General features: G+C 41.2%; 23 protein-coding genes. 17 read left to right on the top strand and 6 right to left on the bottom strand.

Annotation, left to right across the window (positions count from 1 at the left end; all coding sequences use genetic code 11):
- Nucleotides 1-14: 14 nt before the first annotated feature.
- From ISP07_RS00625 to ISP07_RS00610, 4 genes are read left to right on the top strand one after another with little or no spacing between them, the layout of a single operon-like run.
- Complete coding sequence (locus ISP07_RS00625; RefSeq protein WP_054551557.1) at nucleotides 15-419, top strand: ExbD/TolR family protein; 405 nt, start codon at nucleotides 15-17, stop codon at nucleotides 417-419.
- Nucleotides 419-1,036 (top strand): energy transducer TonB, encoded by a 618-nt coding sequence (locus ISP07_RS00620; RefSeq protein ID WP_054551556.1) that lies wholly within the window; start codon nucleotides 419-421, stop codon nucleotides 1,034-1,036. Before ISP07_RS00625 ends, ISP07_RS00620 begins: the two co-directional genes overlap by 1 nt.
- An 11-nt stretch (nucleotides 1,037-1,047) precedes the next feature.
- A complete protein-coding gene (locus ISP07_RS00615; RefSeq protein WP_209326483.1) occupies nucleotides 1,048-2,307 on the top strand; it encodes a tetratricopeptide repeat protein in 1,260 nt (419 codons plus the stop codon).
- A 56-nt stretch (nucleotides 2,308-2,363) separates the two neighbouring features.
- Entirely contained in the window at nucleotides 2,364-3,368 is a 1,005-nt protein-coding gene (locus ISP07_RS00610) for a hypothetical protein (protein ID WP_054551554.1), read from the top strand.
- A gap of 14 nt (nucleotides 3,369-3,382) precedes the next feature.
- On the opposite strand, the gene ISP07_RS00605 is transcribed toward ISP07_RS00610, so the two are convergent.
- Together ISP07_RS00605 and ISP07_RS00600 are read right to left on the bottom strand one after the other, a co-directional pair.
- Entirely contained in the window at nucleotides 3,383-3,718 is a 336-nt protein-coding gene (locus ISP07_RS00605; protein ID WP_054551553.1) for a TraR/DksA family transcriptional regulator, read from the bottom strand.
- A 51-nt stretch (nucleotides 3,719-3,769) separates the two neighbouring features.
- Complete coding sequence (locus ISP07_RS00600; RefSeq protein WP_209326482.1) at nucleotides 3,770-4,747, bottom strand: tRNA-dihydrouridine synthase; 978 nt, start codon at nucleotides 4,745-4,747, stop codon at nucleotides 3,770-3,772.
- A gap of 173 nt (nucleotides 4,748-4,920) precedes the next feature.
- Here ISP07_RS00600 and ISP07_RS00595 point away from each other — a divergent pair, with 173 nt between their 5' ends.
- The 11 genes from ISP07_RS00595 (at nucleotide 4,921) to adk (ending at nucleotide 15,329) form a co-directional block, all read left to right on the top strand.
- The gene (locus ISP07_RS00595) at nucleotides 4,921-5,409 is read left to right on the top strand and encodes a hypothetical protein (protein ID WP_209326481.1); all 489 of its coding nucleotides are present in this window, start codon (nucleotides 4,921-4,923) and stop codon (nucleotides 5,407-5,409) included.
- A 54-nt stretch (nucleotides 5,410-5,463) separates the two neighbouring features.
- Nucleotides 5,464-6,327, top strand: coding sequence for a DUF692 domain-containing protein (locus ISP07_RS00590; RefSeq protein ID WP_209326480.1), 864 nt, complete (start codon nucleotides 5,464-5,466; stop codon nucleotides 6,325-6,327).
- Nucleotides 6,320-7,078, top strand: a complete 759-nt coding sequence (locus tag ISP07_RS00585; RefSeq protein ID WP_324616077.1) for a DNA-binding domain-containing protein — start codon at nucleotides 6,320-6,322, stop codon at nucleotides 7,076-7,078. The genes ISP07_RS00590 and ISP07_RS00585 overlap by 8 nt, the downstream gene beginning before the upstream one ends.
- Before the next feature lie 85 nt (nucleotides 7,079-7,163).
- A complete protein-coding gene (locus tag ISP07_RS20650; protein ID WP_267874623.1) occupies nucleotides 7,164-7,286 on the top strand; it encodes a hypothetical protein in 123 nt (40 codons plus the stop codon).
- 161 nt (nucleotides 7,287-7,447) lie between these two features.
- Entirely contained in the window at nucleotides 7,448-7,993 is a 546-nt protein-coding gene (gene apt, locus ISP07_RS00580; RefSeq protein ID WP_054551549.1) for an adenine phosphoribosyltransferase, read from the top strand.
- Nucleotides 7,994-7,996: 3 nt separating this feature from the next.
- Nucleotides 7,997-10,435, top strand: a complete 2,439-nt coding sequence (gene dnaX / locus ISP07_RS00575) for a DNA polymerase III subunit gamma/tau (RefSeq protein ID WP_138600429.1) — start codon at nucleotides 7,997-7,999, stop codon at nucleotides 10,433-10,435.
- Nucleotides 10,436-10,494: 59 nt separating this feature from the next.
- Nucleotides 10,495-10,821, top strand: coding sequence for a YbaB/EbfC family nucleoid-associated protein (locus tag ISP07_RS00570; protein ID WP_054551547.1), 327 nt, complete (start codon nucleotides 10,495-10,497; stop codon nucleotides 10,819-10,821).
- Nucleotides 10,822-10,831: 10 nt separating this feature from the next.
- The gene (gene recR, locus ISP07_RS00565; protein WP_209326479.1) at nucleotides 10,832-11,440 is read left to right on the top strand and encodes a recombination mediator RecR; all 609 of its coding nucleotides are present in this window, start codon (nucleotides 10,832-10,834) and stop codon (nucleotides 11,438-11,440) included.
- Between the two features lie 96 nt (nucleotides 11,441-11,536).
- Complete coding sequence (locus ISP07_RS00560) at nucleotides 11,537-12,469, top strand: hypothetical protein (RefSeq protein WP_209326478.1); 933 nt, start codon at nucleotides 11,537-11,539, stop codon at nucleotides 12,467-12,469.
- A 122-nt stretch (nucleotides 12,470-12,591) separates the two neighbouring features.
- Nucleotides 12,592-14,505 carry a molecular chaperone HtpG gene (htpG, locus tag ISP07_RS00555; RefSeq protein ID WP_209326477.1) on the top strand — a complete coding sequence of 638 codons (1,914 nt, stop codon included), beginning with the start codon at nucleotides 12,592-12,594 and terminating at the stop codon, nucleotides 14,503-14,505.
- A gap of 179 nt (nucleotides 14,506-14,684) precedes the next feature.
- Nucleotides 14,685-15,329, top strand: coding sequence for an adenylate kinase (gene adk / locus ISP07_RS00550; RefSeq protein WP_036967590.1), 645 nt, complete (start codon nucleotides 14,685-14,687; stop codon nucleotides 15,327-15,329).
- A gap of 78 nt (nucleotides 15,330-15,407) precedes the next feature.
- Here the strand turns inward: adk and tpx are convergent, their stop codons facing one another.
- Nucleotides 15,408-15,989, bottom strand: coding sequence for a thiol peroxidase (tpx, locus tag ISP07_RS00545; RefSeq protein ID WP_209326476.1), 582 nt, complete (start codon nucleotides 15,987-15,989; stop codon nucleotides 15,408-15,410).
- Between the two features lie 205 nt (nucleotides 15,990-16,194).
- On the opposite strand from tpx, the gene ISP07_RS00540 reads away from it, so the two are divergent.
- Complete coding sequence (locus tag ISP07_RS00540; protein WP_054551543.1) at nucleotides 16,195-17,199, top strand: response regulator; 1,005 nt, start codon at nucleotides 16,195-16,197, stop codon at nucleotides 17,197-17,199.
- Between the two features lie 3 nt (nucleotides 17,200-17,202).
- A complete protein-coding gene (locus ISP07_RS00535; protein WP_054551542.1) occupies nucleotides 17,203-18,165 on the top strand; it encodes a sensor domain-containing diguanylate cyclase in 963 nt (320 codons plus the stop codon).
- Between the two features lie 56 nt (nucleotides 18,166-18,221).
- On the opposite strand, the gene ISP07_RS00530 is transcribed toward ISP07_RS00535, so the two are convergent.
- The 3 genes from ISP07_RS00530 to ISP07_RS00520 are packed head-to-tail and all read right to left on the bottom strand — an operon-like array spanning nucleotide 18,222 to nucleotide 21,931.
- Nucleotides 18,222-19,103, bottom strand: a complete 882-nt coding sequence (locus tag ISP07_RS00530; protein ID WP_054551541.1) for a universal stress protein — start codon at nucleotides 19,101-19,103, stop codon at nucleotides 18,222-18,224.
- 6 nt (nucleotides 19,104-19,109) lie between these two features.
- Complete coding sequence (locus tag ISP07_RS00525; RefSeq protein ID WP_138616001.1) at nucleotides 19,110-20,624, bottom strand: SpoVR family protein; 1,515 nt, start codon at nucleotides 20,622-20,624, stop codon at nucleotides 19,110-19,112.
- Nucleotides 20,625-20,644: 20 nt separating this feature from the next.
- On the bottom strand, nucleotides 20,645-21,931 hold the full coding sequence (locus tag ISP07_RS00520) for a YeaH/YhbH family protein (protein ID WP_209326475.1): 1,287 nt from the start codon (nucleotides 21,929-21,931) through the stop codon (nucleotides 20,645-20,647).
- Between the last annotated feature and the right edge of the window lie 18 nt (nucleotides 21,932-21,949).

Raw genomic sequence — 21,949 nt, 5'->3', positions numbered from 1 at the left:
AGAGAGAATTAAATATGGCACGTAAACAACGTTTTCGTGAAGAAGAAGAAGCAGCGGTTGACATGACGCCAATGCTTGACATCGTATTTATCATGCTTATTTTCTTTATCGTAACTACATCGTTCGTTAAAGAGGCTGGTATCGAAGTCAATAAACCTAAAGCAGCTGCAGCTACGAAGCAAAAAAATGCAAACATTTTTGTTGCTATCCGCGCTGACGGTGCGATCTGGATTGATAAACAACAAGTAGACGTTGAGCGTGTATCAGCTAAACTTGAAAGTTTATTAGCAGAACAACCTACTGAAGTTGTAATTTTGCAAGCTGATAAAGAAGCAAAACACGGCGTAGTAGTTAAAGTTATGGACCAGATCAAAGCGACGGGTGATAACCTTAAAATTTCAATAGCTGGAGATCAGTAATGATTCGTTTTCTGTTTTCACTGATTGCAGGTGGGGCAGTTACTTTCGGCTTGTTCTACTTCATGGCGTACCTCATCTCCGGTGGAGCTGACCGTGCGACTGAACAAAAAGAACAGATCGTAGTCGAAATTATGACGAATCCGCCTGAATCTAAGGTGCAGGAGAGGAAGCGTGTTCCGCCTCCGCCTCCGCCACCGCCAAAGCAGCCGCCTAAACCGCAGCCGCCTCAGCCGGAAAACAGCAACCCTAACACTGGTGGTTTGTCATTTAATATGCCAAGCATCGATGTGGGTAGCACAGCTGGTGGCCTAAGTGGTCCAGGTGCATTTGGACGTGATGGTGACGCGACACCTATCGTTCGTATTGAACCAAAATACCCTACGCAAGCAGCGCGTGATGGTAAAGAAGGTTGGGTACAACTTTCATTCACTATCAATGAAGTGGGTGGTGTAGAAGATGTTGAAGTGATCGACGCCGATCCTAAACGTATCTTCGACCGCGAAGCTAAACGTGCGCTACGTAAGTGGAAGTACCGTCCGAAAATCATTGACGGCAAACCACAGAAGCAATTTGGTCTTCAAGTACAACTAGACTTTAAACTTAACCAAGGTAACTAAGGAGGCGAGTAATGAGAAATTTATCTAAAGTAACTGCACTTGCGCTTCTTATGTCTCTATCAGGTGTAGCTTTCACTGCACCTGCTTTAGCAGCGCCAGATTACGCGAAGATTGAAGCGCGTAAAAAAGCAAAAACTAAAGTAATGGGCGAGCGCGTTGGTAAAAAAGTTATTAAAGCGTTTGATTTGTACAATGAAGAGAAGCTTGATGAAGCGATTGCGTTACTTAAAGAAATCGATCCTTCGGATGAATTTGATAAGGCAACAGTCGATCGTTACTTAGGTCAAATGTACGCTCAAAAAGAGCAGTATCAATTGGCTATCAAGCATATCGCAGCGGCAGTTAAGCCTGACGTTTTAAATTTTGCTGACCAAGAGCAAGGCTTAAAACTTCTAGGTGATATGTACGCGGGTACTGAGCAATATGCAAAAGCGAAAGAAGCTTATGCAGCTTGGATGGACTTCACAGGTGAGGAAGACGACAAGGTTTATACACGTATTGCGCAAGCAAACTACGAGTTAAAACTTTTCAAAGACGTACTTCCTGCTGCAAACAAAGCAATTGAATTGGCAAAAGAACCTGCAAAGGCTGCTTACCAATTAAAGCTAGCTGCCTATTTTGAACTTAAACAGTACAAAAATATGGTAGGTGTTGCTGAAGAAATTGTTCGTGTTTGGCCTGAAGACAAAAAAGCCTGGGTTGGTTTAGGTAAATACTACCTTCAAACCGAAGACTTCAAGAAAGGTCTAGCGACCATGGAAGTTGCCTATAAAAATGGCTATTTTGAAAACGAAGTTGAATACAAAGTACTTTCTAACTTTTATTCGTTAAATGATATCCCTTACAAAGCAGCAGTTGTGCTTGAAAAGGCAATCAACGAAGAAAAAGTTAAGCGTAACAAGCAAAATATCAGTGCAGTGGCATCTAACTACCACCGTTCTAAAGATATTGAAAAAGCAGCTAAATACTATGAAGAAGCGGCTAAATTTGATGATGATGCTGAGCTTTACCGCAAAGCGGGTTCATTACTTTTACAATCGCAAAACTATAGTGCAGCCGTTGTTCGTTTGAACAAGGCAATAGAGTTAGGTTCTGACAAAAAAGGAACTATTTACTCTGATTTAGCTGAAGCTTATTACTACCAAGAGAAGTATAAGCAAGCTTATAACGCTATCACTAAAGCAATGGACGATCCGCGCACTCGCAAGTTTGCGAAGAGCTGGTCGACCTTCATCAAAGATAAAGCCGCTCGTAACGGTGTAAAAATCTAATTGATGTTGTTTTAAATTAAAAAGCCCCTCTGGGGCTTTTTTTATGGAATTTTAAAATGCTAAGACAGATCGTATTATTAGTTGTCGCAAGTGTGATGCTGATAGCTTGCTCTGAGCAAACATCAGGTTTCAAAACATTTAGTGAAGGGCAGCAAGCGCTGCAAACTATTAATAATTTATTATCGACTCAAGAACAGCAAAGTGAAGCTGCTAGCTGGCCTTTCTCAGAAAGTTATTTGCAAGCACGTCATCAAGCTTATCAAGGACTAAAAACGACGACGTTAGATGTGTCACAACAGGCGCAATTGAACTATTTAATTATTGCTGAGCGTTATCCCGAACGTTACTTTGTGTGGCCTGTACAACGTGATGTTATTAACCAAGCTCGTTTAGTAGATGACTATTCAGTAAATGAATTAGCTAACTGGCTAGAGTTAGTTGAAACGCAGCTAATTGCAGCTGAGCAAAGCAATCTGAAATTAAATAAAATCGAATTAACGCTTTTACATAATATGGTCAAATCGCACCTTGATAATAGCGATGACAGTGTACAAGCAGCACTAAACAAACTTAATCAATATTTAACTCAATATAAACCGCGTACAAAACTTGGTTTAGTCGGTTTGGCAAATGGTAAAGATTGGTATCAAAGTAAACTTAATTACTTTAGTGGTGAGACTAAGCCGCCTTTAACTTGGTTAAGTGAAATCCAGGCTTCGTTAAAGCAATCGCAGAATGCAGATTTTGTATTACCTGTATCAGACTCTCACGCTAAACCATTAGTAATGAACTATTTTGTAGAAAGTCATCAGCACACAGGTCTTGATTGGCAGCTTGATTATCTCGACCCGCTCAAAAGTAAGCGTAAATTAACAAAAGATGAGCAATACTTCTGGCAAGTTATGATGGAAACCGACTTAGGAATTCATTATCACACATGGAGTGAACAGCAAGCACGTGTTAGCTTGATGAAGCGTCTAGGGGTAAATCAGCAACAAGCTGATTGGTTAATTGAGGATATCGTGCTTTATCCTGCGATGAGCTTTATTTTTATAAATTAGTACAGCGCTGCGCTCTATGGAGCGCATCGCCGACAGCGTTGGCTTGCAGGATCTGCAAGTAAACGTTCGTCATCAATTTTTTCTTCACAATCACAGCAATAGCCATACTGCCCAATATCGATTTGGCATAGTGCTGCTTCTAACTTTTCTATTCGAGCAATCAATATTTGATACTCAGAACCGAGATTATTTGCTGTCAGCTCTAACCAGTCTGAAGGGGGATGATCCTTGAGTTGCGATAGCAGTTGCTGATGATAGGCTTGATCAGAATTAGCCAGCATATCCAGTAAACGTTGTCGAACCTGCGCAAGTTCCGCAGATAACTTTGTTTGAATTTCAGTATTGTTCATCGCTTTTCTTCCAAGTGGGCAATACTGGTATTATCAAACAAAATCCATTTGCTAATTATGATTTGTATCAATACTCGGCGCTTTCGCGTACTTTCTTAGTACGTCAGCGACTTCATCTTTCGCTTTTAAACGTCTGATCTCATCAAAAAGTGCGTTGGCTTGTGGGTATTGGCGCTTTAAATAACCAAGCCATTGCTTGGTTCGAGAGGCAAAATACTTCTCACATTTACTTTCTTCTTGATGCATCGAAGAATGGATGATGTGGTATATCACATGTTCCCATAACATCGGAGTGTAATGCTCGTTTTCTGCATGAGATTTTATTTGTTTTGCTAAATCAGGCATCGCTAATGCACCACGACCAAGCATTAAATCTTGGCAATGACTGCGTTTTTGGCAAAGCATAGCATCTTCAACGTGCCAAATTTCGCCATTAGCAACGACCGAAATATTTTTATCTTTGATCAACGGGGGGATTTTTTCCCAGTATGCCGGTGGGTTGTAACCATCTCTTTTAGTTCTGGCATGAACAGCAAGACTTGAAGCACCCGCGCTAACAACAGCATCAACAATTTCTTGGCTATTACTATCATCATCAAAACCAAGCCTAATTTTGGCACTTACTTCATGGCAAGGATCAACAGCATCACGTACGGCTTTAATAATTTCATACATGTGCTCAGGGTCTTTTAACAGTACCGCACCACCTTTACTTTTGTTCACTGTTTTAGCTGGGCAACCAAAATTTAAGTCAATGCCATGCGAGCCTAGGCGTATTGCTTTGACGGCATTTGCTGCCAAAGCATGAGCAACTTGACCTAGCAACTGAATACGCACTGGCGTACCTGCACGGGTATAGCCACCTGTTTTTAGCTCAGGACAATAGCGATGAAACACGCGTTCGGGCAGTGTGTCTTCAACGACACGAACAAACTCTGTTACGCATAAATCAAATCCACCTAAATCAGTTAAGAGTTGTCGCATTTTAAAATCCACAACGCCTTCCATCGGTGCTAAAACTAGTCGCATGATACCTGTTAACTCATCAAAAATTAGGACGCGTATTCTAGCTTTTCTGGATTGTTTTATAAATCGTAATTTGCATTCTTGGCACTTTCAGAAAATAATTATAAAAATTTTGAAAGTAATTTTTAGTTCTCGGGTCTTGTTTAATAACCCTTTATAAAAAAGAGAGTCATCGAATGAACACAGTTAAGAAAAATTCAATTGCATTAACATTAGGTGCGGTTGTAGTAGGTGCGTCAAGTTTTGTAGCAACTGATGCGAGTGCAAACCCATTTGAATTTCAGCAAATGCAAGCAGGCTATCAACTAGATGCCGCAGAAGGTAAATGCGGTGAAGGTAAATGTGGCGGCGATAAAAAAGCTGAAAAAGAAGGCAAGTGCGGTGAAGGTAAGTGCGGCGGCGACAAAAAAGCAGCCAAAGAAGGCAAGTGCGGCGAAGGTAAATGCGGCGCAGATAAAAAAGCAGCCAAAGAAGGCAAGTGCGGCGAAGGTAAATGCGGCGCAGACAAAAAAGCAGCCAAAGAAGGTAAGTGTGGCGAAGGTAAATGCGGCGCAGACAAAAAAGCAGCCAAAGAAGGTAAGTGCGGCGAAGGTAAATGTGGCGCAGACAAAAAGAAAGCTAAAGAAGGTAAGTGTGGCGAAGGTAAATGTGGTTCTAATCACTAAGCGCTCATTTAGCTTTTAAAAGGGCCGTAAAGGCCCTTTTTAGTAGGAGGTAGTATGTTAAATGAATCAGTAGCTGATTTTGGGCTGATTGGCTTAGGTTTGCGCCGAGAAATGCTTGATGAAATGCTCATTGATGTTCCTAAACCTATTGAGTTTTTAGAAGTTGCACCTGAAAACTGGCTAAAGCTTGGGGGGCGTTTTGGTAAACAATTTAAACAGCTTACCGAACAACATGCCTTTGTTTGCCATGGTTTATCGTTATCGATTGGCTCACCAGCAGCGCTTGATATTGAATTTGTGCAATCGCTTAAAACCTTTTTTAAAGAGCATAATATTCGTTTATTCAGCGAGCACTTAAGTTACTGCTCGGGCGAAGGACATATGTACGATTTAATGCCTATACCATTTACTGAAGATGCTATTAAGCATGTTGCTTCTCGTATTAGGCAAGTACAAGATATTTTAGAACAGCCAATTGCTATTGAAAACGTGTCTTACTATGGCGCCCCTGGGCAACAAATGACAGAACTTGAATTTACTAATGCTGTTTTAGAAGAAGCTGATTGTAAACTGCTGCTCGACGTGAATAATATTTACGTTAATTCGATTAATCATGGTTATAACGCTGAGCAATTCCTAGCTGAATTACCAACAAAACGGATTGCCTATGGGCATGTTGCGGGCCATTACACTGAGGCTGAAGATCTACTGGTTGATACCCATGGTGCGCCAGTTATCGATCCTGTTTGGCAATTGCTTGAAAAAGCTTATGAAGTTCATGGCGTATTTCCCACCTTATTAGAGCGTGATTTTAATATTCCGCCGATGAGTGAGTTATTAGCAGAGCTAAAAACCATTGAAACACTGCAGCACACAGTCAATAAGCAAAACCAAGCAAGGGTTAAACACAGTGCCTGAACATTTTACTCAAGTACAGCAAGCGTTTATGGCGCATATCCGCGACCCTCAACAACACGCTAAGCCTAGTGATATTGAAGAGCGTCGGATGGCTATTTACCGCGACTTATTTTTTAATAATGTGGATGGGTTTGTCAGCTCTGCGTATCCAGTATTAAAAAGTTTATATTCAGAGCAAGCTTGGCACAGACTCGTTAGGCAGTTTTTTAGCCAGCATGATTGTAAATCACCTTATTTTTTAGATATTGCAGGGGAGTTTTTGGCTTTTCTTGCTAATGACTATGAAGTGCAAAGCGATGATCCCGCGTTTATGTTAGAGCTAGCGCACTATGAATGGGTTGAGCTTGATGTATCGGTTGCTCAAGAGGTGGCAGAAGAAGTCAGTTTATCGGCTCATCAAGTGACAAGCTCTGCATTATTCTTAAGTTCACTTGCGCGTAACTTGAGTTACAGTTTTCCTGTTCATACCATCAGTGCAGATAATCAACCAAGTGAAGCGGCAGCACAACCCAGTTACTTTGTGGTTTATCGTGATAACGATGACGAAGTACAATTTTTATCAACAAATGCGATGACCGCATTACTTCTTAATATCATAGAATCTCAGCCGGGTGCCGATTTAAATGATGTATGCCAAGCAGTTGCAGAGCATGCGCCTCAATTTAGCCAAGAGCAGCTGTATCAAGGAGCGCTCAATACCTTAAGTGCCATGGCAGAACGCGGCATTGTGGTTTCTAATACCTTGGTTTAAAAATCAGCTAAAAGTCTTTATTGATGTATTTAGTTCGACTATTATGAGCGCCTTATTTTGTCGTGCTTAAATAAAGGTAGTAATTATGTCGAATGATAAAGACTTTAAAGATCCGTTCAATACAACTTATTTCATTGCGTTTTTAGCTGTATTCGGTGGCATTGGCTGTCTAAACGCTATTCTTGGTTGGATCACTTCTTTATCTTAATCTGCGCAAGCAAATTAAAGACAATAGGCTGCATTATGCAGCCTTTTTTATAGCTGATATTTCTTGTTAAGTGATTAATTTCGAAACTTGCTACCGACTTTCTACTAAGGTGATGTTATACTCTCGAGCTTTGTTAGATAAACTTTTTGAGCAGTATAATTATGACTCAAGCAACTTCAACGCTCATCAAACAGAGCATTGCAACGATCGCTGATTACCCAAAGCCGGGCATTATGTTCCGCGACGTAACTACTTTAATGGCTAATGCTGACGCATTTAAAGCAACCATCGACAGCTTTATTGCAGCATATAAAGACCAAGGTTTTACAAAAATCATCGGTACTGAATCTCGTGGTTTTATCTTCGGTGCACCACTTTCTTACGCACTAGGTATTCCATTCATTCCTGTTCGTAAACCAGGCAAACTTCCTCGCGAAGTGATTTCACAAAGTTATCAATTAGAGTATGGTGAAGATATTCTTGAGCTTCATACAGACGCAATTGTCCCTGGCGATAAAGTGTTACTAGTAGATGACTTACTGGCTACAGGTGGCACAATCGAAGCAACGGCAAAATTAGTTGCTAAACTTGGCGGTAACGCAACTGATGCGGCATTTGTTGTTTCTTTACCTGAGCTGGGTGGTGAGCAACGAGTTGCTGATATGGGCATCAAAATCTTAAAGTTGGTTGAATTCGAAGGCGAATAATTAATGAGTTATCAGGTTCTAGCAAGGAAATGGCGACCACAAACCTTTCACGAGTTAGTGGGGCAGTCTCATGTTAAACAAGCATTAGTTAATGCATTAACACAAAATAGACTCCATCACGCTTATCTCTTTACTGGAACCCGTGGGGTGGGTAAAACAACCATTGCACGTATATTCGCAAAAAGTCTCAACTGCGATAAGGGTATCTCTGCTGAGCCATGCGGCCAATGTTCAAGTTGTACTGACATTGAAGCAGGCCGTTATATTGATTTATTAGAAATCGATGCGGCATCACGTACCAAAGTAGAAGATACCCGCGAAATCCTTGATAACGTTCAATACGCACCAACACGTGGTCGTTACAAGGTATACCTAATCGATGAAGTTCACATGCTGTCAAAGCACAGTTTCAATGCATTACTAAAAACATTGGAAGAACCGCCAGAGCATGTGAAGTTTTTATTAGCGACAACCGATCCGCAAAAACTACCCGTGACGATTTTATCGCGTTGCTTACAGTTTAATTTAAATGCTTTGTCGCAATCAGAAATTCATGATCAGCTTGCCCATGTTCTTAATCAAGAACAGCTAAGTTTCGATGATAAATCATTGTCTATTTTAGCTAAGGCAGCCGATGGTAGTATGCGTGATGCATTGAGTCTTACAGACCAAGCAATTGCGCAAACCAATGGCAATATTAATCATCAGGCTGTGCAAACTATGCTTGGCTTGATGGATACTCAATATAGCCAAACCATGTTAGCAGCGTTACTGTGCCAAGATGGCGATGCATTACTTCAAGAAGTAAAAGCAGTCGTTAGCCGAAACCCCAACTTTGTAGCCTTGCTCGACGATTTAATTGCCCTGACGCATCTTATTCAGCTTGTGCAACTTGTGCCTAGTGCAGCGGCACTTGATGATACTAACCGAGATTTTATTGAGCAGGTGGCACAAACCACTGATGCACAGCAGATGCAGGTTTACTACCAATTGCTACTCAATGGTAAAAAAGATTTGCAATGGGCACCCGATGCTAAACTTGGCTTTGAAATGATCATGTTGCGACTGCTTGCATTCCAACCTACGCAATTTGCACAAAGCCAAACACCAACGAATACCCAGCAACAGGTTAAGCCAAGTGGTGCCGGTGCACTGCGTGATATTTTGAAAAAATCTACGGCGCAACGTGAGCAAGCTGCTTCAGAGCAAGCACCAGTTGCACATAGCTCTGCACAGACAACTGCTGTTCCTTCAGAGCCTCAGCCAACACAAGCTGAGCCTATTCAAGCAGCCAAGGCAGAAACGGCACATAGCCATGAGCCTGCCCAGCAAGTTGAAGCAACAGCAGTAGAGCAGCCTGATGCTGGTCAACAGCCTCAGCAATCTGTTGAAACTGCAATGGTTGCTGAAGTTCAACCTGCGCCACAACAGCAAGAGCCAAGCCACTCAGAGCAAGTGCCAGCAGCTGAGTACTCATCACCAGAGTATTCTTCGCAAGATTACATGGACGATCATGATGCGCAAATGGATTCATCACTTGCAGCGCAATACGATGATGTGATGAATAGCGCCTATGATCAGGGCTTTACTGCCAATGAAGCATCTGCGCCTCAGCAACAGCAAACAGCACCAGCACAATTACAACAGCAGCAAAGTCAGGCGCAGTCGGCCATTGCTCGTATTTTACAAGATCGCAATATTTCAGGTGCTGGGCGTTTAAGTGGTGCAGCAACGCAAACTCATGCTAAAGCAGAACCACAGCCTGAAGCTAAGCCCAAAGCAGAGCCGCCAGTGCAACAAAGCACAGCCGCGACCAACATTCAGCCTCAGCAGCAAGCAATGGCTGCTGAAGTAAAAAAGCCCATCCCCCAGCAAACGGGGGAGAGCAGTAGTAAAGTAAAAAAAGTCGACTTTCGAGAAAAGCATCAAACAATCACCGAAAACTTAGCGCCAGAGTTACTTGAGCAGATCAATCCACAAAAAGCGCCAGAGCCAGTAGTTGAAGAAGCCAGTATTCCGATACCTGATGATTTTGAAAGCCCGATCAGCAGTATTAAATTTGCACATGAACAAGACGAATGGGCGTATTTAATTAAACGCATGGGACTGGGTGGTCGCATGCGCCAATTTGCGCTGCATTCAATCTTTACCAAGCAGAATAATCAGCTGCACATTGAAGTTGATTCATCACAGCGCCATTTAGATAGCGCTGTGCTAAGACAAAAGCTCAATGCCGCATTAAGTGAAATTTATGGCCATAATGTTGAGCTTAGTATCGAGTTTGCTGATGGCGTAATTGATTCACCGTATTTGATTCAACAAAAAATTGATGCGGGACGTCATCAACAAGCGATTGATGTAATAAATAGCGATGAAAATATAGTGCAATTTCAGCAGTTATTTAGCGCTATAATCGATGAAAACAGTATTCAGGCATTGTAATTAGTTACAATAGCCCTTATCTTCATGCCAATTAAAGTAGTTTAGAAAGAGAGACAGTTATGTTTAAAGGTGGAATGGGTAACATGATGAAGCAAGCGCAGCAAATGCAAGAGCGCATGCAAAAAGCCCAAGAAGAAATCGCAAACCTTGAAGTTGTAGGTGAAGCAGGTGCAGGCCTAGTTAAAGTAACTATGCTTGGTAACCACAATGTTCGTCGTGTTGAATTAGATGACAGCCTAATGGAAGACGACAAAGACATGATCGAAGATTTATTAGCGGCAGCGTGTAACGATGCTGTACGTCGTGTTGCTGAAGAAACACAAGAGCGCATGAGCAAAGTAACTGGCGGTATGCAATTACCACCAGGTATGAAAATGCCATTCTAAGTGATTTTGTATGCAACTATCTCCTAGTTTAACACAGCTAATTGAAGCGCTACGATGCCAGCCGGGCATAGGCCCTAAGTCGGCACAGCGCATTGCTTTTCATTTGCTTGAGCGTGACCGTCAGGGTGGTAAACAGCTTGGCCATGCATTAACCAAGGCAATGGATGAAGTAGGGCATTGTCAATCTTGTCGTACTTTTACAGAGCAAGCGGTATGCGATATTTGTTCAAGTGTTAAACGCCAAGATAGTGGTTTATTGTGTGTGGTCGAATCACCAACCGATGTACTCGCGATTGAGCAAACTGGTCAATACCAAGGTCTTTACTTTGTTTTAATGGGTCACTTGTCGCCAATTGATGGCATAGGACCAAAAGAAATTGGCCTTGATATTCTTGAAAGCAAGTTGCAACAAGGTGGCATTAATGAGGTGATCCTCGCAACCAATCCAAGTGTTGAAGGGGAAACCACAGCCCACTACATTGCTGAGCTTTGTCATAAGTATCAGGTAGGTGCATCTCGAATTGCTCACGGTGTCCCTGTTGGTGGTGAGCTCGATTTACTCGATGGTATGACATTGATGCATGCATTTAGCGGGCGACGCGCCGTAAATCAGGTCTAACAACCTCGATCAAAAAAGTTATTACAAAAAGTCTGCAAATCGCAGACTTTTTTGTTTATGTTTTATTTTATACAAAGAAAATATAGAGAAATATCTATGAAGGTTTTTAGGAAGAATAATCAAAATGAAGGACACAAGAGTTTTCATGAGAAAGAAGCTCAAAAGTGGGACCATAGGTTTTCATTTTCACTTTCACTTACATGGTTTCTACCTTTAAGCGCATTAGCATTAGAGCTTTCTTTTGTTGGGCGTCACATTAGTTTTGATATAACAAACCTATCAAATTGGATGGAGTTTGAAGCTGTTTTCGCTTTTCCTATTAGGCTATTTCTTCTTATGGTTGCTATTACAACTTTATTAGGTCTCTATTCAAGAAGTTTATACCTAGCTGAGCAGCTGAGGCTTTTTAGGCTTCAACAAAACTTTTCTTTTGAACAGCTTAAGCTATCACAGGAGCAATCTATTAGAGCTGAACGTCAATTACAACTGGCTGAGAAGAAAGAGTCATTTGCCATGTATATCGAGCACTATAAATCTTTTTCTGCACATATAGACGAAATTTTATATGGCTTTAAATCAATACATGCAACTTATCAGGGAGTTAGTGAAGAGACTATAATAGTAAATAAGAATCGCTTATATTCTATTGTTTTTCCCGAGAACAATCCTGCTTCAATAAGTAATTTGACCTTAAAATCCAACCATATACTCTTTTCAAAAGAAATAGGCTTTCCAATTAACCTTTTTTCTTTGAATGAAATGGTTGATCAAAATGATAAGTGTAAATTAGAGCATGAAGAAAGATTTTTCGACGAGATAAGCAAAGATTTAGTCGGAAAGTTAGGAATATTTATTAAAACTCATAGAAATGATAATGAAAGTTTTAATTTAGGAATTTACTTGGCTGATATTTCTAGAGTGGCCAACCTTATAAGTAGTCTTGGTTTGTCAACTGTAGAAGACTGTAAATTTATTGGGGATACCACGATAAGATTTTATGAATATTATCTTGAACACCACGAAACTTGATTTATTAATCAAGTCAGCCTGACGCAGACTTTTTTAATTTTTTGCCTTGAAGTTCAAAAAGCCTGCCCCATATAAAGAGTCATAGTGCAGATTAGACACTTTGTTAATTGGAGATTTACACAATGACTGCAGCACAAAAAGAAACATTAGGCTTTCAAACAGAAGTCAAACAACTATTAAACCTGATGATTCACTCTCTTTACTCTAATAAAGAGATTTTCCTACGTGAGCTTGTATCAAACGCGTCAGATGCGGCAGATAAATTACGTTTCCTTGCGCTTTCGAATGGCGATTTATACGAAAACGATGCGGAACTAAAAGTACGTATCAGTGCCGATAAAGAAGCAAACACGGTCACCATTACTGATAACGGTATTGGTATGAGCCGTGAAGATGTGATCAATTCACTAGGTACAATTGCAAAATCAGGCACCGCAGAATTTTTCCAAAACCTAACAGGCGACCAAAGCAAAGATTCACAATTGATTGGTCAATTTGGTGTTGGTTTTTACTCAGCGTTTATCGTTGCTGATAAAGTAACAGTGCGTACGCGTAAAGCAGGTGAAAGCCAAGGTATTGAATGGCAATCTGCAGGTGAAGGTGAGTACACATTACAAGAGATTGATAAACCATCACGCGGTACTGAAATCATTCTTCACCTTCGTGAAGACGAAACAGAATTTGCTGATGAGTTCCGTTTACGTAGCATCGTCACTAAATATTCAGACCATATTTCTATTCCAGTTGAGATGTATAAAGCAGAGGTACCTGAATCTGAAGGTCCTGACGGCGAGAAAATTCCAGCACAGCCAGGCGAGTGGGAAGGTATTAACCGCGCGACAGCACTATGGACCCGTGACAAGTCAGAAGTAACAGACGAAGAGTACAAAGAGTTTTATAAGCATATCGGTCACGATTGGGAAGAGCCACTAAGCTGGGCACATAACAAGGTTGAAGGTAAAACTGAGTACACTAGCTTGTTATACATCCCGAAAAAAGCACCTTTCGATTTATGGAACCGTGAGCGTCAATCTGGTTTAAAACTGTATGTACAACGCGTTTTCATCATGGATGACGCTGAGCAGTTCATGCCAAGCTACTTACGTTTTGTGAAAGGTTTACTTGATTCAAACGACTTACCACTAAACGTGTCGCGTGAAATCTTACAAGACAACAAAGTAACACAAGCAATCCGTAAAGGGTGTACATCGCGCGTACTTAAAATGCTTGAGCGTATGGCGAAAAACCGCGAAGAAGATTACCAAACGTTCTGGAACGAGTTTGGTCAGGTGTTAAAAGAAGGCCCTGCTGAAGATGCGGCTAACAAAGAAGCCATTGCTAAGCTACTGCGTTTTGCTTCTACACATACTGATGAAAGCACTCAAAATGTATCGCTTGAGCAATACATTGAGCGTATGAAGCCAGAGCAAGACAAAATCTATTATGTAGTTGCTGATTCATTTGCTGCAGCGAAGAACTCACCACACTTAGAGATCTTCCGTAAGAAGGGCATCGAAGTATTGCTTCTAAGCGACCGTGTTGATGAGTGGATGATGAGCTACTTAACAGAGTTCAACGAAAAATCATTCCAGTCAATTACTCGTGGTGACTTAGATTTAGGCAACATGGATGACGAAGAAACTAAAAAAGCGCAAGAAGAGTCAGAAAAAGAAGTTGCAGGCCTAGTTGAGCGCATTAAAGCTGCACTAGGTGATAACGTTAAAGACGTACGCTTTACGCACCGTCTAACTGACTCTCCTGCATGTGTTGTTGCTGATGAGCACGATATGAGCTCGCAAATGCAAAAGTTAATGGAATCAGTTGGTCAAACAGTGCCTGAGCAAAAGCCAATTTTTGAGCTTAACCCAGAGCATCAGCTTGTTAAACACTTAAATGTTGAACAAGATGAAGACAAGTTTGCCCAGTGGTCACAAGTGCTTCTAGATCAAGCATTACTGGCTGAGCGCGGTACGTTAAAAGACCCTGCAGGCTTTGTAACTCGTTTGAACAAACTAATGCTAGATTTAAGCAAATAAGCGTTTTAGCGCAATGAGTTTGAAAAGGGAGCAAGGCTCCCTTTTTTATTGCCGCTAATATAGGCAATTGGTATAAGTTACTTGAGGTATAGCCTTAGTTGTGGAAGAATTCAGGCTCTAAAAACAAAACTCCACTGATCGACCATTATTAAGATTAGTATCACACAGAGGACAATGATATGCGCATTATTCTTTTGGGCGCGCCGGGTGCAGGTAAAGGTACTCAAGCTCAGTTTTTGATGGACAAATACGGTATTCCACAAATTTCTACGGGCGATATGCTGCGTGCAGCAATCAAAGAAGGTACACCACTTGGTCTTGAAGCTAAAAAAGTAATGGATGCAGGTCAATTAGTATCTGACGAAATTATTATCGGTCTAGTTAAAGAGCGCATTGCTAAGCCAGATTGCGAAAAAGGTTTCTTACTAGACGGTTTCCCTCGTACTATTCCTCAAGCAGATGCAATGAAAGAGAATGGCGTGGTAGTTGATCACGTTATCGAATTTGACGTTGCTGACGAAATCATCGTTGAGCGTATGGGCGGCCGTCGCGTACACCCTGGCTCTGGTCGTGTTTATCACGTTGTTTATAATCCACCTAAAGTTGATGGTAAAGATGACATCACAGGTGAAGACCTAATCATTCGTGATGACGACACTGAAGAAACAGTTCGTAAGCGTTTAGGTATTTACCACGACCAAACTAAACCATTAGTTGATTACTACCAAGCAGAAGCAAAAGCGGGTAACACTCAGTACCACAAGTTAGACGGTACTCAAGCTGTTGAAGCTGTTAGCCAACAACTTGGTGAGCTTTTAGGTTAATACCCTAATTGCTGATATGAAAAAACCGCCTTGGGCGGTTTTTTTGTGTTTGTATCACTGCAAGTTAAAATTGCGCTTTTACAGTTTCTTTAATGCAGCAATAGCACCGTCGTAATCAGGCTCTTTTGAAAGGTTATCGACAAGCTGCTTGTAAACGATGTTATGTTCTTTATCGAGCACAAATACGGCACGGGTTAACAAGCCCATATCTTTGATAATCAAACCGTAGTTCTTACCAAAGTCACGCCATACAGAGTCAGATAAGGTCACTATTTTGTCTATATTCTCGGCTTTACAAAAACGCTTCTGTGCGAACGGTAAATCTGCGCTTAAGGTCAGCATCGCCACACTTGGGTATTCTGAAGCTACTTTTTCATTGAAGTGTTTGGTTTGAATACTACATACACCTGTGTCTAAACTTGGCACAACGCTTAAAAGCACGGCTTGGCCTCGATAGTTGTCTAGTGTGACGGGGGTAAAGTTGCCATCTACTACTTTAAAATTAGGCGCTTGTTGGCCAACTTCAACACCTTGCCCTAGTAAAGTAACCGGTTTAGACTGGGCTGAAACCTTACCTGCGTCTAAACTATTTTCTGATAAATCACCTGCATAACTAAACGTGCACACAGCGCCTAATGCAAACATTAGCGGACGTAACATAATAAAATTCCTTTAAATTAACGCATTTAACTTCAGTGTATTATACTCATGAAGTGGCTCCAAGGATTAGTACAATTTAAAATTGTAAATAACCATTAGTTTGATTAACATGTGCCTGTGACCCTATTTTTTACATATAAAAATAAGAATAAAGTTACTAGTTAATGTTTTTGCTAGTTAGAAAGTGTGGATTTAGAGAGAATATATGTCAACATCGGTATTAGTTTGTGATGATTCAAAGTTAGCACGTCGACAATTAGCACGCTCTTTACCCGATGATTGGGATATAAAAATTGAGTTTGCTGAAAATGGTGTTCACTGTATTGAGCAAATCAAAAAAATTCAGCCGGAAATTTTATTTCTCGATTTAAACATGCCTGAAATGGATGGTTACGAAGTACTGCAAGCCATTCAAGAACAAGACCTTCATGTTCTCACTGTTGTTGTATCTGGAGACATCCAACCTAATGCTCATCGACGTGTGCTTGAGTTAGGCGCAATCGACTTTATTCAAAAACCTTGTTCCGCCGAGAAACTAGCGAGTATTATTGAACATCATGGTATTAAAGATAAAGCCATGCGTGAGCGTCTTGCTAATAAGCTAGGTGAGCAAGTTGATCCCGATGTGCGTGATATCTACCAAGAACTCACCAATGTCGCAATGGGGCAAGCTGGAGACTTATTAGCGCGTCTTCTTAATGTATTCGTAAAGCTTCCTATTCCTAATGTAAATGTTTTAGAAGTCAATGAACTAGATATGGCTTTGCGCTCGATTGATGCCAATGCCGCAACCTCAGGTGTATGTCAGGGTTTTATTGGCGGCGGTGTTTCTGGCGAAGCACTATTGCTGTTAAATGATTCAAGTTTTAAAGAAATCGCCTCGTTAATGAATTATGAGGGTGAGCTCAACGATAAAGTTGAATTAGAGCTATTAATGGATGTGAGTAACATATTAATAGGGGCTATTCTGACAGGACTGTCGCACCAATTAGATATGCGTTTTAGCCAAGGTCATCCTGTGGTGCTGGGACAACACTGTGATGTATCTGATTTAGTAAAGGCGAATAAATCTCGCTGGCAACGAACGCTGGCGATTGAGATCAGCTATGGCATCGAAAATCACAATATTAACTGTGATTTGATGTTGCTGTTCACCGAGGACTCATTAAAAACCCTTAAGTACAAAGTAGCTTATTTATTAGAAGACTAAACTATGCCTGCAGCCGATTTTAATATGAATGAACTCCATTGGTTAATGGATATGTTTAATACCGTTGATGTAGGCCTAGTGGTGCTCGATAGAGACTACAAAGTATGCATCTGGAATGGGTTTATGGAAAACCATTCTGGCCTATTGCCAAGCGCGGTGAAAGATAAAGACCTGTTTGATTTGTTTCCATCAATCGATGAAAAGTGGTTTCGCAGCAAATCTGAGTCTGTGTTCATTTTAAATAATCGCTCATTTACTATTTGGGAGCAGCAGCCATATATTTTCCGTTTTAAGAATTACCGCCCAATTACCGGTAAAGCGGATCATATGTATCAAAATGCCACTTTTATTCCACTGACGACGACCACAGGTGAAGTATCGCATATCTGTATCATTATCTATGATGTAACCGATGAAGCGGTGAATAAAAAAGAGCTAGAAGAAGCGAATAGCAAGCTTGAACAAATGAGCCGTACCGATGCACTTACTAAGCTTACTAACCGTGGTTACTGGGAAGAAAAGCTACGCAAAGAATACATGCGCATAGTGCGCAGTGGCGGGTGCAGCACCTTGTTAATGTTTGATATTGATCACTTTAAAAAGGTTAATGATGAACATGGCCATCGCGGCGGTGATGAGGCGCTGCGTCATATTGCAGACTTACTGCGTAAAACTCTGCGTGAAACAGACTTAGCAGGTCGCTATGGCGGTGAAGAGTTTGCGGTAACCTTGCTTGATACTGATCATGAAGGTGCACATATATTTGCTGAGCGATTAAGAACACTCATTGAGAACTCATCAATTTACTTTGATGGCAAACAAATTCAACTGACGGTCAGTATTGGCTTTGCCTGCTTCGACGAGAAGTTTGATCGCTACGAAAAGTGGGTTGAAGCCGCCGATAAAGCCTTATATCACTCAAAAGAAAACGGCCGTAACAAGGTCACAGCTTACACAGATTTATAAACAAACAAGGGGCAATTAAGCCCCTTTTTCATAGTAACTCTATTCAGTTAAGCAGATTAAACCCCAAGTGGCGGTAACACAAGAATATCTGTTTTAAGTAGCTTCATGACTTTTTCGGCGGTATTACCAATTAAATGACCTTTAATACCTGTATTACCCACCGAACCCATAATCACTAAGTCAGCATTTAATTTAGCTGCAACACTTGGGATCACTTGCTCAACCACACCGGCTTTGATTTTAAGCTTGTCTTTTAAGTCGTGCGCTTCGATTAAGGTTCGCTGTGCTACGGGTAGCTTTTCAAAGGCGTTAATCACTTGCTCATCTGAAAATACAATGCCTAAATCACGTAAAAACGGTGATACATGTACGGTATAACAGGCATAAAACTCGCTGTCGTAGTCTTTTGCATAGGCTAAGCCTGCTTTGATAATTGCTTCGTTTAAACAGTATTTAGTCGCCTTCTCACTGCCTAAATCAAGGGCTGCCAGCACATTGGTATTGTTACGCCATTTGTTATCGGCGGCCAAATAAAGTGGCAGCGGGCTAAAGCGAATAAGCTGCCAGTCTAGCTCTGTAAATTGCGTTTCTTCGTCGATGTGGCGAGTTTTAATCACCATTTCATAATCTGACGTATCAAGCTCATTGGCTAGCCATTGTACTGGGCTTTCATGCCACAGGGTTTGCAAAGTATAGCTACCATCATCTAAATACTCGCTGATAAGTGGACCAAGTGCTGCACGGACTTTAGCAAGCTCTTTGTCTTGAATAGCCAGCGCTTCATCAGGTGGAATAGAGAATAAAATGTTATTGGTGTCTTCGTAGCTAAAAGCAACAATATCAATATGCTTCATGCCTTTGGCTTTTTGTCTTGCATGTAATATAGATGTTTTAGCATCGGCCGTTGAGTCGATGATCACCAATATCTTTTTATTCATTTTTGGTTACTCTGTTGTGTGTCGGGCATCACTGCTTGGGCATTCACCCAATAATGAAACTTCACCTGTTGCGCTTTCTTGTTCCAGTTTTACCTTAAAGCCCCATAACCTGTAAAGGTGTTTTAGTACTTCATCTTTAGACTTGTTTAAAGGAATATTGTTATGGGGTACATAACGCAGAGTAAGTGAACGATCTCCTCTAATATCAACATTATAGACTTGAATATTTGGTTCGTGATTACTTAAGTTGTATTGTGCCGACAGGGTTTCACGCACCTGGTGATAGCCCATTTCATCATGAATGGCACCGACATTGAGGGTTGGCTCTTTTTCATGATCAATAATGGTAAACAACTTAAAATCACGAATAATTTTTGGCGATAAAAACTGGCTAATAAAGCTCTCGTCTTTAAAGTTTTGCATTGCAAAGTGCAAGGTTTCTAACCAATCACTGCCGGCATACTCTGGAAACCACTTCTTGTCTTCTTCTGTTGGGTTTTCGCAAATACGGCGAATATCAACCATCATGTTAAAGCCAAGAGCATAGGGGTTGATCCCTGAATAATAATTACTGTTGTAGGGTGGTTGATACACCACATTGGTGTGACTTTGTAAAAACTCGAGCATAAAGGCATCGGTGAGCTTACCTTCGTCGTACAGATGGTTCAAAATGGTGTAATGCCAAAACGTAGCCCAGCCCTCATTCATCACTTGAGTTTGTTTTTGTGGGTAAAAATATTGCGAAATTTTACGCACAATTCGAATTATTTCTCGTTGCCATGACTCTAGCAGCGGCGCATTTTTTTCGATGAAGTACAAAATGTTTTCTTGTGGCTCTTCTGGAAAACGGCGCTCACGTTTTTTTGACTCTTGCTGCGAAGTAGGGATTGTGCGCCACAACTCGTTGACTTGCGATTGTAGGTAGTCTTCACGTTCTTGTTGGCGTTTTTGCTCTTCATAAAGAGAGATACGTTGCGGGCGTTTGTAGCGGTCGACACCATAATTCATTAATGCATGACATGAATCAATCAGGTTTTCGACCTCGGTAATACCGTATTTCTCTTCGCACTTGGCAATGTAATTTTTGGCAAATAATAAGTAATCGATAATTGAGCTGGCATCAGTCCAGGTTTTAAATAAGTAATTGCCTTTAAAAAATGAGTTGTGACCATAACAGGCATGGGCCATTACCAAGGCTTGCATTGGCAGGGTGTTTTCTTCCATTAAATAGGCAATGCAAGGATCTGAGTTAATAACAATTTCATAAGCGAGGCCCATCTGCCCTCGCTTATAATTCTGCTCTGTTTGAATGAATTTTTTACCATACGACCAGTGGCTATAGCCAATCGGCATACCCACACTCGAATAGGCATCCATCATTTGTTCAGCAGTGATCACCTCAATTTGATTAGGGTAGGTATCGAGTTTATAAATTTTCGCTACCCGTTCAATCTCAGTTTGATACTCTGTTAGTAGATCAAATGTCCAATCAGGACCGTCGCTAATACGTTTATCGGCCATACTTTACCTCACTGGCAAGGCTATGCGGCGCCTTGCTGCTGACGATTCTTTTTAAATAATTCACGGAAAATAGGGTAAATGTCCTCAACGCCACGAATGTGTTGCATGGCAAAATTGTCGTGGGTTTGCACTATTGATTGATACTCTCGCCATAAACTTTGATGAGCACGGGCTGTAATTTCGATATAGGCGTAATAGCGCACCGCCTTTAACAGTTTATTACGTAAAATTTCGCCACAGTTTGGCGAATCATCAGCCCAGTTATCACCATCAGAGGCTTGCGCTGCGTAAATGTTCCACTCTTCAGGGTTATAACGTTCAGCGATGATTTCGTTCATCAGTTTTAATGCACTTGATACTATGGTGCCACCCGTTTCTTGAGAATAGAAAAACTCTTGCTCATCGACTTCTTTCGCTTGGGTATGATGACGAATATAGACAACCTCTATATTTTTGTAGCTACGAGTTAAAAATTGATAAAGCAGAATATAAAAGCGTTTTGCCATGTCTTTTGTTGCTTGATCCATCGAGCCAGACACATCCATTAAACAAAACATGACAGCTTTGCTTGTTGGGTGTGGTTGCTTTTCATAATTACGAAAACGTAAGTCGTAATTATCAATAAATGGCACTGCTTTAATGCGGTTTTGCAACTCCTCAATCTGACGTTCAAGTAAAGCAATGGTTGCCTTGTCTGGCTGCTCTTCAGCTTGTAGCAGAGCGAGCTGACCTTCAAGCTCAGCAAGCTGACGTTTTTTGCCTGCAGTCATCGCCACTCTTCGAGCAAGCGAGCCTTGTAATGAGCGAACAATATCAATATTGCTTGGCATGCCGTCGTTACAAAAACCAGCGCGATGGGTTTTCATTTGCACCAGTTTATCGAGCTGGTTTTGTTGCAGGTTGGGCAGTTCAAGATCTTCGAACAATAAGTCTAAGTATTCATCTTTTGAAATAGAAAATACAAAGTCGTCTTGTCCTTCACCAGAGTCACTTGCTTCACCTTCGCCGCTACCACCACCTTGACCGCCTCCTTGCGGGCGCTTGATTTTGTCGCCCGTCGAAAACTGGTCATTGCCTGGGTGGATCTGTTCACGGTCGCCACCACGTCCTTGATGAAAAATAGGCTCACTGATATCACGTTGCGGAATCGAGATACTCTCGCCGCTGGTGGTATCGGTTACGCTGCGCTTATTAATGGCATCAGATACCGCTTCTTTAATCTGTTTTTTATAACGCCTGATGAATCGTTGACGATTCAAGGTACTTTTGTTTTTTCCATTCAGGCGTCGGTCAATAAAATGCGCCATAACAACCCCCTTAAAACA

This window comes from Pseudoalteromonas sp. PA2MD11, assembly GCF_017808125.1.
In the GTDB taxonomy this organism is placed as follows: Bacteria; Pseudomonadota; Gammaproteobacteria; order Enterobacterales; family Alteromonadaceae; genus Pseudoalteromonas; species Pseudoalteromonas simplex.
This window is presented reverse-complemented; position numbering and strand designations above follow the sequence as displayed.

Excerpts from the sequence above, each read along its gene's own strand:
- ISP07_RS00615 (WP_209326483.1), top strand. The coding sequence starts at position 1,048 with ATGAGAAATTTATCTAAAGTAACTGCACTTGCGCTTCTTATGTCTCTA.
- ISP07_RS00605 (WP_054551553.1), bottom strand. The coding sequence starts at position 3,718 with ATGAACAATACTGAAATTCAAACAAAGTTATCTGCGGAACTTGCGCAG.
- ISP07_RS00535 (WP_054551542.1), top strand. The coding sequence starts at position 17,203 with ATGCCTGCAGCCGATTTTAATATGAATGAACTCCATTGGTTAATGGAT.
- ISP07_RS00560 (WP_209326478.1), top strand. The coding sequence starts at position 11,537 with ATGAAGGTTTTTAGGAAGAATAATCAAAATGAAGGACACAAGAGTTTT.
- ISP07_RS00625 (WP_054551557.1), top strand. The coding sequence starts at position 15 with ATGGCACGTAAACAACGTTTTCGTGAAGAAGAAGAAGCAGCGGTTGAC.
- apt (WP_054551549.1), top strand. The coding sequence starts at position 7,448 with ATGACTCAAGCAACTTCAACGCTCATCAAACAGAGCATTGCAACGATC.
- ISP07_RS00610 (WP_054551554.1), top strand. The coding sequence starts at position 2,364 with ATGCTAAGACAGATCGTATTATTAGTTGTCGCAAGTGTGATGCTGATA.
- recR (WP_209326479.1), top strand. The coding sequence starts at position 10,832 with ATGCAACTATCTCCTAGTTTAACACAGCTAATTGAAGCGCTACGATGC.
- ISP07_RS00530 (WP_054551541.1), bottom strand. The coding sequence starts at position 19,103 with ATGAATAAAAAGATATTGGTGATCATCGACTCAACGGCCGATGCTAAA.
- ISP07_RS00570 (WP_054551547.1), top strand. The coding sequence starts at position 10,495 with ATGTTTAAAGGTGGAATGGGTAACATGATGAAGCAAGCGCAGCAAATG.
- ISP07_RS00540 (WP_054551543.1), top strand. The coding sequence starts at position 16,195 with ATGTCAACATCGGTATTAGTTTGTGATGATTCAAAGTTAGCACGTCGA.
- adk (WP_036967590.1), top strand. The coding sequence starts at position 14,685 with ATGCGCATTATTCTTTTGGGCGCGCCGGGTGCAGGTAAAGGTACTCAA.
- ISP07_RS00520 (WP_209326475.1), bottom strand. The coding sequence starts at position 21,931 with ATGGCGCATTTTATTGACCGACGCCTGAATGGAAAAAACAAAAGTACC.
- ISP07_RS00600 (WP_209326482.1), bottom strand. The coding sequence starts at position 4,747 with ATGCGACTAGTTTTAGCACCGATGGAAGGCGTTGTGGATTTTAAAATG.
- ISP07_RS20650 (WP_267874623.1), top strand. The coding sequence starts at position 7,164 with ATGTCGAATGATAAAGACTTTAAAGATCCGTTCAATACAACTTATTTC.
- ISP07_RS00525 (WP_138616001.1), bottom strand. The coding sequence starts at position 20,624 with ATGGCCGATAAACGTATTAGCGACGGTCCTGATTGGACATTTGATCTA.
- dnaX (WP_138600429.1), top strand. The coding sequence starts at position 7,997 with ATGAGTTATCAGGTTCTAGCAAGGAAATGGCGACCACAAACCTTTCAC.
- tpx (WP_209326476.1), bottom strand. The coding sequence starts at position 15,989 with ATGTTACGTCCGCTAATGTTTGCATTAGGCGCTGTGTGCACGTTTAGT.
- ISP07_RS00620 (WP_054551556.1), top strand. The coding sequence starts at position 419 with ATGATTCGTTTTCTGTTTTCACTGATTGCAGGTGGGGCAGTTACTTTC.
- htpG (WP_209326477.1), top strand. The coding sequence starts at position 12,592 with ATGACTGCAGCACAAAAAGAAACATTAGGCTTTCAAACAGAAGTCAAA.
- ISP07_RS00595 (WP_209326481.1), top strand. The coding sequence starts at position 4,921 with ATGAACACAGTTAAGAAAAATTCAATTGCATTAACATTAGGTGCGGTT.
- ISP07_RS00590 (WP_209326480.1), top strand. The coding sequence starts at position 5,464 with ATGTTAAATGAATCAGTAGCTGATTTTGGGCTGATTGGCTTAGGTTTG.